Origin of the sequence: Paenibacillus sp. FSL W8-0426 (assembly GCF_037969725.1) — a bacterium.
GTDB lineage: Bacteria > Bacillota > Bacilli > Paenibacillales > Paenibacillaceae > Paenibacillus > Paenibacillus hubeiensis.
In genome coordinates this window covers 4443374-4457486 of record NZ_CP150203.1, presented here as the reverse complement: position 1 = coordinate 4457486, position 14113 = coordinate 4443374, and the positions used below count along the sequence as shown (strand labels likewise).

The 14113-nt window shown below is 46.7% G+C and carries 14 protein-coding genes; 11 read left to right on the top strand and 3 right to left on the bottom strand.

Annotated features, from left to right (window positions below; genetic code table 11):
* Nucleotides 1-62 precede the first annotated feature (62 nt).
* The 6 genes from MKY59_RS19855 (at nucleotide 63) to spo0A (ending at nucleotide 6282) form a co-directional block, all read left to right on the top strand.
* Nucleotides 63-908: a TlyA family RNA methyltransferase gene (locus tag MKY59_RS19855; protein ID WP_339273340.1), complete on the top strand. Its 846-nt coding sequence runs from the start codon at nucleotides 63-65 to the stop codon at nucleotides 906-908.
* Nucleotides 909-990: 82 nt separating this feature from the next.
* Nucleotides 991-1479 carry a hypothetical protein gene (locus MKY59_RS19850; RefSeq protein WP_236419951.1) on the top strand — a complete coding sequence of 163 codons (489 nt, stop codon included), beginning with the start codon at nucleotides 991-993 and terminating at the stop codon, nucleotides 1477-1479.
* Between the two features lie 37 nt (nucleotides 1480-1516).
* Nucleotides 1517-1966 carry a transcriptional regulator ArgR gene (gene argR / locus MKY59_RS19845; RefSeq protein WP_236419949.1) on the top strand — a complete coding sequence of 150 codons (450 nt, stop codon included), beginning with the start codon at nucleotides 1517-1519 and terminating at the stop codon, nucleotides 1964-1966.
* Nucleotides 1967-2094: 128 nt separating this feature from the next.
* A complete protein-coding gene (gene recN, locus MKY59_RS19840) occupies nucleotides 2095-3831 on the top strand; it encodes a DNA repair protein RecN (RefSeq protein WP_339273337.1) in 1737 nt (578 codons plus the stop codon).
* 102 nt (nucleotides 3832-3933) lie between these two features.
* The gene (gene spoIVB / locus MKY59_RS19835) at nucleotides 3934-5271 is read left to right on the top strand and encodes a SpoIVB peptidase (protein ID WP_236419945.1); all 1338 of its coding nucleotides are present in this window, start codon (nucleotides 3934-3936) and stop codon (nucleotides 5269-5271) included.
* Nucleotides 5272-5466: 195 nt separating this feature from the next.
* The gene (gene spo0A / locus MKY59_RS19830) at nucleotides 5467-6282 is read left to right on the top strand and encodes a sporulation transcription factor Spo0A (protein WP_339273335.1); all 816 of its coding nucleotides are present in this window, start codon (nucleotides 5467-5469) and stop codon (nucleotides 6280-6282) included.
* A 306-nt stretch (nucleotides 6283-6588) separates the two neighbouring features.
* Here the strand turns inward: spo0A and MKY59_RS19825 are convergent, their stop codons facing one another.
* Nucleotides 6589-7911, bottom strand: coding sequence for a hypothetical protein (locus tag MKY59_RS19825; protein ID WP_339273333.1), 1323 nt, complete (start codon nucleotides 7909-7911; stop codon nucleotides 6589-6591).
* A 370-nt stretch (nucleotides 7912-8281) separates the two neighbouring features.
* On the opposite strand from MKY59_RS19825, the gene MKY59_RS19820 reads away from it, so the two are divergent.
* From MKY59_RS19820 to MKY59_RS19805, 4 genes are all read left to right on the top strand, one after another.
* Entirely contained in the window at nucleotides 8282-9247 is a 966-nt protein-coding gene (locus MKY59_RS19820) for a GGDEF domain-containing protein (protein ID WP_339273331.1), read from the top strand.
* A 312-nt stretch (nucleotides 9248-9559) separates the two neighbouring features.
* Nucleotides 9560-10597 carry an NAD(P)/FAD-dependent oxidoreductase gene (locus MKY59_RS19815; RefSeq protein WP_236419937.1) on the top strand — a complete coding sequence of 346 codons (1038 nt, stop codon included), beginning with the start codon at nucleotides 9560-9562 and terminating at the stop codon, nucleotides 10595-10597.
* Between the two features lie 200 nt (nucleotides 10598-10797).
* The gene (locus MKY59_RS19810; RefSeq protein ID WP_339273328.1) at nucleotides 10798-11442 is read left to right on the top strand and encodes a hypothetical protein; all 645 of its coding nucleotides are present in this window, start codon (nucleotides 10798-10800) and stop codon (nucleotides 11440-11442) included.
* Nucleotides 11443-11949: 507 nt separating this feature from the next.
* Complete coding sequence (locus tag MKY59_RS19805; protein ID WP_236419934.1) at nucleotides 11950-12426, top strand: hypothetical protein; 477 nt, start codon at nucleotides 11950-11952, stop codon at nucleotides 12424-12426.
* Nucleotides 12427-12597: 171 nt separating this feature from the next.
* Here MKY59_RS19805 and MKY59_RS19800 read toward each other — a convergent pair whose 3' ends face one another.
* The gene (locus tag MKY59_RS19800) at nucleotides 12598-13194 is read right to left on the bottom strand and encodes a thymidine kinase (RefSeq protein ID WP_236419932.1); all 597 of its coding nucleotides are present in this window, start codon (nucleotides 13192-13194) and stop codon (nucleotides 12598-12600) included.
* A gap of 185 nt (nucleotides 13195-13379) precedes the next feature.
* Here MKY59_RS19800 and MKY59_RS19795 point away from each other — a divergent pair, with 185 nt between their 5' ends.
* Complete coding sequence (locus tag MKY59_RS19795) at nucleotides 13380-13592, top strand: hypothetical protein (RefSeq protein WP_236419930.1); 213 nt, start codon at nucleotides 13380-13382, stop codon at nucleotides 13590-13592.
* A gap of 146 nt (nucleotides 13593-13738) precedes the next feature.
* On the opposite strand, the gene MKY59_RS19790 is transcribed toward MKY59_RS19795, so the two are convergent.
* The gene (locus MKY59_RS19790) at nucleotides 13739-14056 is read right to left on the bottom strand and encodes a DUF2627 domain-containing protein (RefSeq protein ID WP_339273325.1); all 318 of its coding nucleotides are present in this window, start codon (nucleotides 14054-14056) and stop codon (nucleotides 13739-13741) included.
* Nucleotides 14057-14113 lie beyond the last annotated feature (57 nt).

Sequence of the window (14113 nt, the reverse complement as noted above, 5' to 3'; positions counted from 1 at the left end):
CTAGTGTGATTGGTTTATTCGATTTCTATAGCATTGGATTAACTACAGGATAGGAGAAAGACATGTCACTCCCGAAAGAACGAATTGATGTTCTGCTGGTTGAGCAAGGCTTTTACGAGAGTCGCGAAAAGGCAAAAGCAGCCATCATGGCAGGACTGGTATATGCCAATAATGAACGGATCGAAAAAGCCGGCATGAAAATTCCGCGCGAAGCCGAACTCAAGGTGAAGGGTGCTGTGCATCCATACGTGGGACGTGGCGGACTGAAGCTTGAAAAAGCAATTCGCCATTTTGGACTCGACATGAATGATCGTGTTATGTTGGATATCGGTTCTTCCACCGGTGGATTTACGGATTGTGCCCTTCAACATGGCGCATCGCATGTTTATGCCATCGATGTCGGTTACAACCAATTAGATTGGTCGCTAAGAAATGATGAGCGGGTTACCGTTATGGAGCGAACCAACTTCCGGTACGTAACACCCGAGGATTTGACAGGTCCAGTGCCTGATTTCGCGAGCATTGACGTATCCTTTATTTCGCTGCAAATCATTTTGCCGCCGCTTATGGCCTTGTTGAAGCGTCCTGCCCATATCGTCGCTTTGATCAAGCCGCAATTCGAGGCCGGTCGGGAGAAGGTCGGTAAATCCGGCGTCGTTCGTGACTCGAAGGTCCATCAGGAAGTGTTGGAATCCATGCTTCGTTTCGCGAATGAGCTTGGACTTCGTCTTCAAGGCCTTACTTTTTCCCCGATTACCGGCGGAGAAGGGAATATCGAATTTCTTGCGCACTGGCGTCTGGAAGAACCGGATGCTCCACAACAAGAGAACGAACTGGCTCCATTTGATGCGTTGGCGCATCGGATCGCAATGGAAGCTGCGCATACTTTTAAGGGAAACTCATCATAGGATGGGTTTCTTTTCGCTGGAAAGGTGATGCTAAGAACAGGAAAATGTCTTCCGAACCTCGAATTAGTGGATGAGGTGAACGATGATGGAAGGGCAATATGACTCGATTGTGATCGGAGTGCTTGCCGTTTGCTTAATGCTGTGGCTGTTTTACGGCTGGCGAAGCTGGTTGAACCGTCCAATTCCTGTAAGTTTGTCAGGGCTTCCGTTAAATGAGGATATTCAGGATTCTCCTGCAATTGACTTGCTTGAAGCGGAAGGTTATGAAGTCATCGGGGGGAGAATGAAAATACCGCTTGCGTTTGAAGCCAACGAATCGGTCCTTTACAGCAGGCTGTTCATTGATTTCGTCGCCGAGCGGGAAGATGCGCGCTATTTGGTCAAAACGTCCCGTCGCAGACAGCCCGTTGAATTTTCGGGTCCTGCTTTGAGGGATCGTTTCCTGCATTACTTGCTTCTGTACCCAGGTTGTGATGGCCTGTTGTACGTAGATCTGGAAGAGGCAAGCGTGAAATTGATCCGTTTGCTTGATTATGACGAAGACGTGTATGATGGCGACGATCTTGACTAGGTCGTTGCTATAGGGATTATTCAAACTGGAGGCATGTATGAAGGGACAACGACATATTAAAATTCGTGAAATCATAAGCCAAAACGATATTGAAACACAGGATGATCTGGTGGAAGCGCTGCGTCAAGCAGGTTTTCAGGTCACTCAGGCAACCGTGTCCAGAGATATCAAGGAACTGCTGTTGATCAAAATTCCGATGGATGACGGGCGGTACAAGTATTCGCTTCCTACCGACCAGCGTTACAATCCGATTCAGAAGCTGAAGAGAGCGCTTGTGGACAATTTTCTTCACATTGACCACACGAACAACTTGGTGGTGATGAAGTGTTTGCCGGGAACCGCCAATTCGATTGCGGCCCTTCTGGATAACATAGAGTGGACAGAAGTAATGGGAACGATCTGCGGCGATGATACGATTCTCATCATTTGCCGGACAGAAGCCAATAGCGTCACCGTGATTGAACGCATCATGGGGTATATTTCCTGAGAAATAAATCCGAAATGATATTTGGCGAAATCACGAAATAAGCTTTCATTTATCGCTCGGGAAGGTCGTCCTGAGATGAGTCCGAAACAACAACTTGCAGAGTTTGGCATCCGGAGGTGCTTTGACAAATGTTGGTTACTTTATCGATTCGTAATCTGGCCGTGGTTGAAGAGGTGGATGTGGTATTTCACCCCGGATTTCACGTTCTTACAGGGGAAACTGGGGCCGGGAAATCGATTATCATCGATGCGCTCGGCATGATCGCCGGCGGGCGGAGTTCGGCTGACCTCATTCGTTATGGATGTGAAAAAGCCGAAATGGAGGCATTGTTCGAGCTGGAGTCGAACCACCCGGTGTGGGAAACGCTTGAGAAATTGGGCATTCAATGCGATCCGGAGGAACATCTCGTCATTCGACGAGAGTTGAACACACAAGGCAAGAGCACATCACGGATTAATGGACAACTTGTTAATCTGACCATGCTGCGCGAAGTGGGCGAGAAGCTGATCAATATTCATGGTCAGCATGAACATCAGAGCCTGCTTCGGGCAGAGAGTCATTTAGGTCTGCTGGATACATACGGAGCAGCAGTAATTGGGTCGGTCAAAGCCGAATACCAACGGCGGTACAGTGAATTCGTGACAGCTGAAAAGGAACTGCGGGCACTTCAGGAGTCCAGCCAGCGGGCATACCAGCTGCTCGATATGTACCGTTTTCAGTTGGAGGAAATTGCAGCGGCATCCTTGACCGGGGGCGAAGATGAATTGCTCGCCGAAGAACGGGTCAAACTATCCCACAGCGAGAAAATGATGGACACGGTTGCGGGTGCATATGAACTGCTGAGCGGTCAGCGCGGATTGGAAGCGGTCAGCATTGCGCTATCCCGTCTGGAAGATGTCTCAGGATATGATACCAAAGGCATCCAGCCGATCGTAGAGCAGTTGCAATCCGCCTATTATTTGCTTGAAGATGTTGCATTCCAACTTAGGGACTATCGTGACAAAATCGAATTCAATCCCGGCAGGCTGGAAGAAGTTGAACAAAGGCTAAACCTGATTACCGGCCTTAGAAGGAAATACGGAGATACCGTAGAACAAATTCTGAAATATTACGAGCAGATCAGTCACGAAACCGATCAGCTTGAAAATAAGGACGAACGTTTGGAGAAGCTTCGGGCAAAGCGGGATAAGCTGCTTCAACGGGTGCTCGAATCCGCCGAGGAGCTGAGCAAGGTTCGAAAGCAATGTGCGGAAGAACTGGCAACCCAAGTGGAAAGCGAGCTTAAGGATTTGCAAATGGAGCGGACGTCGTTACGGGTCCAAATTACGCCATTCGAAGATCCCAAAGGCATTGAGTGGAATGGGCGACGGATTCGCCTAACCCGCCAAGGCGCGGACAATGCAGAATTCCTCATTTCGCCGAATCCGGGAGAGCCGCTGCGGCCTCTTGGCAAAATTGCTTCAGGTGGAGAAATGTCGAGGATCATGCTCGCCATGAAGAGCATTTTTGCGCGCCACGATCGTATTCCCGTACTTATTTTTGATGAAGTGGATACGGGGGTCAGCGGAAGAGCGGCACAATCCATCGCCGAGAAATTATTCCGGCTCTCCTCGACATGCCAAGTGTTCTCGATTACGCATTTGCCTCAAGTAGCCTGCATGGCTGATCACCAGTATTTGATCGAAAAACACGTCATGGACGGACGCACAATGACTCAAGTGGAGTCACTATCCAATGAAGGGCGCGTCAAGGAAATGGCACGTATGCTCGGCGGCGTCGAAATTACCGAGAAAACGCTCCATCATGCACAGGAAATGCTCAATTTGGCGGAAGCCAAAAAAGGGGGAAACGAGCGGCTGGCGTAATGATTGACAGTAATAAAAGCCTGGGGGCAAGGTTATCTTATAGGTACGCAATTGGCGACCACCTTTCGTCAAGCGAAAGAAGCAAAGGGAGCGTGACAGCCATTGAAATCCCCCCTCAGGAAGAAATTTCTAGGTCTTTTATTTGCCTTCTTTCTATGTGTGATCAGCCAGGTGATTCAGCCTGTGCAAAATTTCGCTTCATTGCCTGACGAAGTGCAGGTTTTTGCGGGCAGGCGGGCGGATCTGCATTTTGCGGTACCTGCGACTTCCAGTGCAGTTGTAGATCGTCCGGACATTGTCGGTCTGGATGGTCAAGGGCAGAATCAAGCCGTGCACGTAACGAAGCAGCAACCATTGCATCTTCACCCTCAGCAGACGGGCCATGCCAGATTAACGCTGAAGCTGTGGGGCAAAATCCCGTTAAAAACGGTCGATGTAAACGTCATTCCCGATCTGCGCATCGTTCCCGGCGGCCAAACGATCGGCGTCAAAGTGAAGTCGGCGGGCATTCTTGTCGTAGGCCATCACCTTGTCCGATCCGGGCCAGACCAACGCTTTTCCCCGGGGGAAGAAGCAGGCATCAAGCTTGGTGACCTGATCACTCACATGGACGGGAAAAAGCTTGAAGGCGTTTCAGGAGTAGCCGAAGCTGTGGAACGTGCGGGCAAAAGCAAAAAAGGCATTGATGTAGTGCTGAAGCGTGGCGGGCAAACGGTCAAAACCAGACTTAATCCAGCTTATGACGCAGAAGATCAAGCCTGGAGACTGGGCCTGTATATTCGCGACTCAGCAGCAGGGGTAGGAACATTGACCTTTTATGCTCCCGATCAAGGCGTATACGGCGCTTTGGGACATGTCATTACCGACATGAATACGCAAACGTCTATCGTTGTTGGCAGTGGTCAAATTGTGCAATCGAACGTAACGTCAATCTCCAAAAGCGAATCGGGCGATCCGGGCGAGAAACGAGCTCATTTCCTAAAGGAAAGCAAAATTTTGGGCAATATCGAAAGAAACACGGCATTCGGCATTTTTGGTAAAATGTCGGCCAATCCTGAGCACAGCTTGTATTCCAAGGGCATTCCCGTGGCATTTTCCCATGAAGTCAAAGAAGGACCTGCCGAAATTTTAACGGTTGTTGATGGACAGCAGGTCGAACGTTTCTCCATAGATATCGTACATGTAGCCGATCAAAAAGTCCCTGCAACGAAAGGTCTTGTACTCAGAATTACCGATCCGAAGCTGATTCAGAAAACCGGGGGCATCGTTCAAGGGATGAGCGGTAGTCCGATCGTTCAAGATGGCAAACTTGTCGGAGCGGTTACCCATGTCTTTGTGAACGACCCCAAGTCCGGCTATGGCTGTTTCATCGAATGGATGCTTCAGGATGCCGGCGTCATGATGAATAAGGATGAAGCAAAAAATCTTAAGGCTGGATAACGGCCTTAAGATTTTTTTGTCGAACATTAACATAATATATCGCATGATGAAATAAAATATTTATTATAAATCAAGGGATAAAAAAAATAAAGAAAAATAATTTTCGACAGAAGGAATTTAATGTGCTGTGTCGAAAATTTATGTTGTAAGGAGATGTACGAACCAAAATGTTTACATTCAAAGGAGGATACCGTTTTGCAAAAAATCGAGGTGTTGCTTGCTGATGATAACCGTGAATTTACGAATTTGCTCGCTGAATATATATCGGAGCAGGAGGATATGGAAGTATCCGGCGTAGCATACAACGGCGAAGAGGTATTGCAAATGTTGGAGCAATCACGCAACGTCCCTGACGTATTGATCCTGGATATCATTATGCCGCATTTGGATGGACTTGGCGTTCTGGAGCGGTTGCGCAGCTTGAATCTTACGCCTCAGCCCAAAGTCATCATGCTGACGGCTTTCGGACAAGAGAACATCACGCAGCGCGCCGTGCAGCTCGGTGCTTCTTATTACATTTTGAAGCCGTTTGACATGGAAGTGCTTGCGAATCGGGTGCGTCAATTGGTGGGAACCCAAACTACAGTTTCTTCCAATTCCAGCAGCAGTTCATCTTCGTTCGTGAACAAGTCCAACGTGGTGCCCATGGGCAAACACAAAAATTTGGATGCAAGCATTACGTCCATCATACATGAAATCGGCGTTCCAGCGCATATTAAAGGATATCAGTATTTGCGCGAAGCGATTACGATGGTGTACAACAATATTGAAATTTTAGGTGCCATCACCAAAACACTCTATCCAGCCATTGCCGAAAAATTCAAAACGACGCCTTCCCGCGTGGAACGCGCCATCCGCCATGCGATTGAAGTCGCCTGGACACGCGGCAACATCGACTCGATCAGCCATTTGTTTGGTTACACCATCAACATCAGCAAGTCGAAGCCAACGAACAGCGAGTTCATCGCGATGGTGGCCGACAAGCTGAGAATTGAGCATAAGGTGTCGTGAAAGGATCAGGAATAGAGGTAAGCCAGTCGATTTCAAACGTATTTTGACGTGCGGGCAAAAGCTAAATGCTGAAATCATAATATGAATTTTGTTTGTCGATATCGCCGTTATTGGGATTTAAAAACCAATAAACGGCGATATTCTGTATAGATCAGATATGTCATGACATTAAGCTATGATGACCTTAACTGGGACCAGGTATAGCAGTACAGGTTTTATTCATCGCCAAATGCCATGCTTCGCGAACATAGCATGGCATTTGGCGGAATGTAATAGTGAATTCATCCTTTTGCTTATGGAAGAATGTCAGCGAAGAAGCGATGGTACAGGTTTAAGCTGGATTTGATTTTTTAGTGCCTTTTCTTTCGCTAGTTGACTATAACTTATCCCTAAAAATAACCAAGTCGTTAAATAAGAAAATTCCGGAACGGAAATCATTAACGAAGCATAGACCACCAACAATATGATTTTAAGTCCATCGTTGAAATAGCTGCGCTGCAATTTGAAAACAGGATACAAAAAAAATAAAGAAAAAAGAATAAATCCGATTATGCCACTATTGACCATCAGGGTGGAAAAGAAATCGGTAGACCTTACATATCCAAATCCAATTCCATATAACTTATTCAGAAATGGCATTTGAGCAAAATAATCTAAATGCAGCATCATCGAGGAGGATCTTTCGTTGCCGGAAATGGAATCTAATTTATCAAACAGCAAAAATCCGAATATCGTCGTAATTCTTTTATAATTCAGGACTGCAACGATCGCGAAAAAATAGATTAACAGTTGGCAATACCGATCTTTGAGATGATAGCGAACAATTCTGTAAATGAAATAAAGTACGATTCCTAAAAAAGCGGTTGAAGAATTAGATAAAATGAGAGCGATTAACATCGGTATGTGAAGTAAAGGTTTGTGTATATGGACCGCAAATATCCATAAAGGCAATACGGTTAGCGCAAAAGTACTGGGTTCACTGGATAAGCTTTTCATTCTCAGCGAGCGAAATCCGAAAACATCCGTAAATTGATTGACACTTCCTAATTTCGGATTTCCGTGAATATCTAATGCAAAGACCCTGTTGCTTAAAAAGTCTCCTGTCGTGCCGAACAATAAGTAGTAAAACCACTCATAAAATCCATAAATCAGAAACAGGGACGCTCCTACAAATATATATTTGTTCCAATCTGCTTTGTAAAAATACTTGGTGAAGAAGCAGATAATAGAAGCCGCGATCAGATAAATGGATTGAGTGAAAAGACTGGATCTTAAAAAGGTGCCTCCAAGCTCATTTACCAGAATAACATTATGTTTGAAATTATAATCGTAGCCCTCATTTATTTTGAATAAAATGGTCAACTGCGCCAAGCCGTTCATCATGGTTAATATGTAAACAAAAATAATAAAATCTCTATAAAAGTTATTGGTTAATGGTCCAATTCCAATGATATTTCTTCTTTTAAAACTGATTGCGATAAGGAGAGTAAATACAAGAGATGCTAATGAAAGCAACAACCCAGGGGTCGTCCCGGGATTGGAAGGGATTAGGACCCAAGAATTTATAGGCAATACAATAGCCCATATTTTGAACAAGGTATCGAATGGTTTAGAATCGGACAATGTCATTAGTTTTTCATCCTCACTCACTTTGTATGATACATTATGTATCGTTTGTATTAAAAATATTAGAACATGTTTATGAACTTCTAGCAAGAGGCTATTTTACTCAGCTGCATCGGTTAGCAACAATGAAGTAACTTGTCATGTAAGGTCATAATATAAATTTTGTTCATTTTGACGGCTCTTTTGTGAAGTTTTTTTACATACATTTACCTTTGGTTAACATATTAGCAGAACCTGAATGATACGATTGAACTACATACACATCTTATCTAGGCACAAAGAATGAATACACTTCATGAAGAGAGACGTCTTCCCATATTAAAGCCGGAGTTTGCCTGAATTTTAAGGATTTCATATCGCAGGGGAAGAGAAGGTGAACGGTATTTTTACGCAAATAGGTGAGATCGCTGAAGCCATTCCAACCGTAACGCCTGAGACCAGATGCGATACCGTCTATCAGCTTTTCAAGCAGAATGCCAAATTGGAAGGCGTTGCTGTCGTGGGGGCGAAGGGCAGCCCCGCATTAATGATGAGGACCCTTTTTTTTCAGCAAATCGGAACGCAATACGGCTATAATTTGTATATGGGCCGGGCGATTGGGCTTGTAATGAACAGTGAACCGTTGGTGGTGGATTATGCAGAACAGATTACGGACGTCAGCATTCAAGCGATGAACCGTAATGAAGAAGAGCTGTACGACCTAGTGCTGGTGACATCGGCCGGAGGTCTGATGGGAGCGGTCAGCATTCGGAGATTATTGCTGGCCGTTGCCGATATTCGTGCGGAAATGGCCATTTTCCTGAATCCACTCACAGGTTTGCCGGGCAACCGTATCATTGACGAGCGTCTTCAACAACTGCTTCGATTGGATGAGTTCAGCGTGCTGTATATCGACTTGGATCATTTTAAGTCGTACAACGACAGCTATGGCTTCAAAATGGGGGATCAGTTGATTCAGGCCACGGCCAATCTGTTACGGAAACATTTCATGTTTCCCGACACGTTTCTTGGGCATATCGGGGGTGACGACTTCATCACGATTTTACACCATCACAATTTTCGGGAAATTGGCGAGCAGGTGCTGGCAGGGTTCGAGCAGATGAAACGGGAATTTTACAATGCCGATGATCTAAGCAATGATTATGTGATGGGAGAAGGCCGTTCGGGAACGCTCGGATGCATTCCGCTTGTTTCGGTGTCCATTGCCGTTGTGTCCAACATGCTGCGAAAATATGAGAAAATCGAAGACATCATCAGTGAAGCGACACGGATCAAAAAAATATGCAAATCCGTCTCGGGCAGCATGATGTGCGTAAATGAGGAGCGGGTAGAGCAGTAAGTCAAAACAAAGCGTATTTTTGGTTCAGGCCATGGCTGTCAGATACAGTGTATACAACCGCCAGTGGCCTTTTTTGAAGTAGAGCAGATGTTTAATTACATACCGGAAGTCGATTGTTCCGAAGAATCTCTTGATTTATTCAGGTTCCCTGTCTGTCTCATAGAATTACAGGATATATGTTTTTGGTATAAGAAATGTGCGTGATTTGTCCATTGTTTTTTGATATGTTTCCCAGTAAACTAGAATTAGTGATAATGAGAATCGATATCATATAATCAGGCGTGCCTGAATGAAATAATGGAGGTAGCTTTCATGGAACAACAGTTGGAGTTATATGACGTTACGATTATCGGTGGAGGCCCTGCCGGGATGTATTCCGCTTTTTATAGCGGCATGCGCGATATGAAAACAAAACTGATTGAAGCCAGGGACCGTTTGGGCGGACGCATGCTGTTTTATCCGGAGAAGATGATCTGGGACGTTGGCGGAGTTACCCCTATTTTGTGTGAAAAACTGATCCAGCAGCTGGAGGAACAAGCGAGAACGTTTGAGCCTACCATTGTATTCGAACAGCAGATCGAAGGCTTCGAGCGCCAGCCCGACGGCACCATCATCTTGACAGCCGCAACGGGTGAAAAGCACTGGACGCGTACGGTCATCCTGGCGATCGGTTACGGTATATACAAAATGGCTAAACTCGAACTTGAAGGCGCCGATCGATACGAGGTTACGAATCTGCATTATACCGTGCAGGAATTGGAACCGTTCCGAGGCAAAAAAGTGTTGATTTCGGGCGGGGGGGACTCTGCCGTCGATTGGGCGAATGAGCTGGAGCCGCTGGCCGAGCAGGTAACGGTGGTGCATCGTCGTGACCGTTTTGGCGGATTGGAGCGGAATGTGCTGCGGATGCGAGAGTCTTCGGTCGACGTCAGAACACCTTTTGCCGTAGATAAGCTGCACAGCCAAAACGGTGAAACGATTGAACAAGTGACCATCTGCCATGTGGAGACTGGCGAGAGCGAGTTGCTTGATGTGGACGCAATCATTGTGAATCATGGCATGAAGAGCGATTTCGGACCGATCCGTGATTGGGGATTGGATCTTGGCGAGTGGCACGTAAGCGTTACCGAAAGACTGCAAACCAATATTCCAGGTGTATTTGCGGCAGGCGATTTCGTCGATTATGGCAGCAAGCTGCATCTCATCGCAGGTACATTTACGGATGCCGCATTGGCCGTAAACAGCGCCAAATTGTACATGGATCCTGATGCCGAAAAGGTAGCTTACGTGTCGTCCCACAATTCGCGCTTCAAAGAAAAAAACAAAGCGCTTGGCGTGGTTGAGGAATAATTCCCCCGCCTTTGCTTCAGCGATGATTCATGGCAGCTTCGGATCGATTCGAAGCTGCTTTTTGGTGTGCCCGGAAGGCGGACGGAACAGGTTCGGCATGTTTGATCGGATTCGGGAAAGCGGGCTATAATAACATATAATGCAGCATCATACGCTCGTAGCGAAAAAAGAGCATTCTTTCAGGAAGAAGGGCAAGCTTGATGAATCATTTCCGTGACATCACTTCATCCGTCCGTCAATGGTATGGCCATTTAATGAATAAACGCATTCCCTATGCGAAAATATATCTCAAGTCGGCCGGTATGCTTCACCGGCTTCTCGTCGAAGGACGCCGCAAGCGTGCTGCTGCCAGACGCGCAGATCGCGATCAGCCACTCGCGGCTTTGATTGATTTGGCACTCGAGCCAGGGGATATCATATATACGCCAAGTTCCGAATCCACGTATTATGCAGGCCATATGGGCATTATAGGGCTGGACGGCAAAGTCTATCATGTACACCCGTACGGACCTGTCTTCGCGGACAGCATCGACGGATATTTGACCCGTTTTTACGAGGGTGACCGATTTATCGTATTTCGTTCCCGTTTAAGCCAGGCAGGGCAGAAGGCCGCCGAATGGGTGCAAACACACTACAAGCAAGTCAAGCATTACCGGCTGCAAACCAATTTGCTGAGCATCGAGCGTAACTATTGCTCCAAATTCGTGTACCAGGCCTATCGTTTCACGTCAGGAATCGACCTGTGGAGCCGCAAATTCGCCGGCAGCTTGACGCAAGGATACATTTATCCTTTCCGGATTGAACGTTCTCCAGACCTTGACGTGCTGGGGACATTTTATAAGTGAACGTGCAAGACCGGCACGCCTTTGTCGTCAAAGGAGTGTCGGTTTTTTTTCATATGCATGAAGAGGAAAACAGGAAAAAGCATCGAAACGTCGAATAGGATATGAGATAGACTTGTACAGCATGGAAGATGTTACATAGAGAACGAAGGTTTATTTTGGATGAGATCGAGAGATTATGATGACTAGAAAGAGTGAGTGCCAGATGAGATGGTTGCGCTTTCTACGCGGTTTCAAGGATAGCCAAAACGTAGTGAAGCTATCGGACTACACCCCCAAACGTGAAAGGAGGAACCATTGTTCGATCTGCAGCAATAAGGTCAAAGCGGTCGTACATTATGCGGGTCCACAAGGAAATGTGATTGGCGTATGCGCATCCTGCAAAAATTTGGCGGATCGGCGAGGTTTTTTTCCCATTTAAATGAAAAAGGAGCGTTCAGGAAATAACATGGTTTTGATTTATGGGCGCTTTTGTAGTACATTAGCAAATGTATTCGAAGGAGGATTCTAATGTACTCAGGTAGACAAGACGATACTTTATACATCATGACCTACACCTTAAATAGCGGTATCAAGGGTACGGTTCCATTGTCCAACAAACAGATTATGGAGTGGCTTGATTGCTACAAAAACGAGAAGCGCTTCGTGACCGAAATCGGCAAGGAATTTTTTGGGTTGAACGCAGGACTTGTGGCAGACTTCAAGGTTCAGAATCATCTATCCGATTATCAGCAAACCATAATGCCCACACAGCAGCAGGATAACATGGAACGCTTGTCCAGCGCTTATAAATCCAGCGAGATTTTGATGAAGATCGATTGCAAATGCGGTACGGCTTACGTAACGGAATCTCCATATAAGCGAACCAAGTGGTATTGCACCAAATGCAAGGAAATCGTATTTCTGGATGCCAAAAAAGGAATGGTCGAAACGTCCCGAGGCGACGCCTATTATATGACCAATAAATATTTCGTGACACGCGACTAAAAAAAGAACACCTGTTGCATCGCTGCAAAGCGGTGCTTTTTTGTGTATGGATATCGCGGAAATAGCGAAAGTGGACGCCTCGCCATAATAAAAAAGCCCCGTAGGGCTTCATATTAGAAGAATGTATTGTAATAGTCCGAATCAAAATTAAAGCTGCAGGAGAGACCGGATTTATGGACAATCCACTTTATGAGGAGGAACAAAGCAGTGCCGGCAACGTGGCTCATAAGCCTCCGAATCGCCAATCATGACGACCGGTCCGAGCGTAACGGGTTCGCCATTGACAATGCGCTGCGTGAAGGCAGCATCCGGGCTGCCGCATACGGCGCAGAAGGCCGACAGTTTCTCGATATCATCCGCCATGGCCAACAAACCGCCGATATAACCGAACTCCTTGCCGCGGTAATCCATGTTAAGTCCGTCCACGATGACATGTTTGCCGCAGTAGGCAAGCTCGGAGACAAGCTCCATAATGGCGCTGCTAAAAAATTGAACCTCATCAAAGGCGACGACGTCGGCGTCCTTCGTTTGGGCAATAATTTGCTCAACGATCTCGGGCGTCAATTGACGGGGAATGGAATGGGCCGGCAATCGGTAACCGATCCGGCTTACGATTTCGTCTTGCGCAAAGCGATTGTCTTCAGCGGGTTTGTAAGCCACGACCGTTTTGCGGCCGAACTGGATCCATTTCTGACAACGGCGAATAAGCTCACCGGATTTTTCGCTGAACATGGGCCCTGTAATAACGGTAATACGTCCTGTTTGCACGTTGCTGCTGCTCCTCTCACCTATCTATTAGCTACCTGCTCAAAAAAAGCGACCATTACAGAGTACCACAAAAACTTGGGTCTAGGCCAGCACTATCATTACTTCTTTGTGTTACTATATGGAATGGTAAGCTGCTGGTCACGGCAGTTGATGATTCTGGAGTCCAAAGGAGATGAAGGGTACCGATGAACGATTCTTTACATGCCCTGGAGGAGAAATATGAACAACTGGTGCAGGAAGTTGATCTGGATGAACGGACGAGGGAGCTTGTCGCCGATCTGTTTGCCGAAGCCCGGCGGTTGCAGGCCAGCAACCAAACGCTGCGCCGCACGATGCTGAAAGCTTCCTCGAAAGAATCGCGCATGTCGTCCAAGCTGCGGGACGCATTATACGAATAACCCGGGGATCACTCCGGGTTACTTGCCGTTTCCGAATGCAGGCAATCATTATTTTCAGGTTCGTTCCACGCGCACATATCGATTCAATAAGGATTATAACTGAGCTTGGGCAAACGTTAAAGGCTTGCGATGCCCAGCCGGGTGATTCATGTGGAATGCCGCTGTTTTTCCGGGCCCGGATGAGCTGTTTTCGAACGAAAACGCGGACCTACATAGTTTCGTTTGCGATCCCTAAACAAAATCCAGCCCCCCAGAAAGCTCATGCCTGCTCCGAACAGGAGCAGCCCGCCGCCAAAGGAAAGCCAGTCAAACGCGGGGGAAACCTGATCGTTCCCATGATCGGCGTAATACAGAAACAAAGCGTCCTTCATCATCAGAAAGCCTTTCATCGCCATCAGGCCGGGGACGACCAGAACGAGAATGGCCAAGAAACGGGCAAAAACCAATTTTGTGTGGATCACCATAACCTCCCGACCGTTAGAAATGGAGCAAAATAGGTTGTGTTTACAAGATATGCCTGT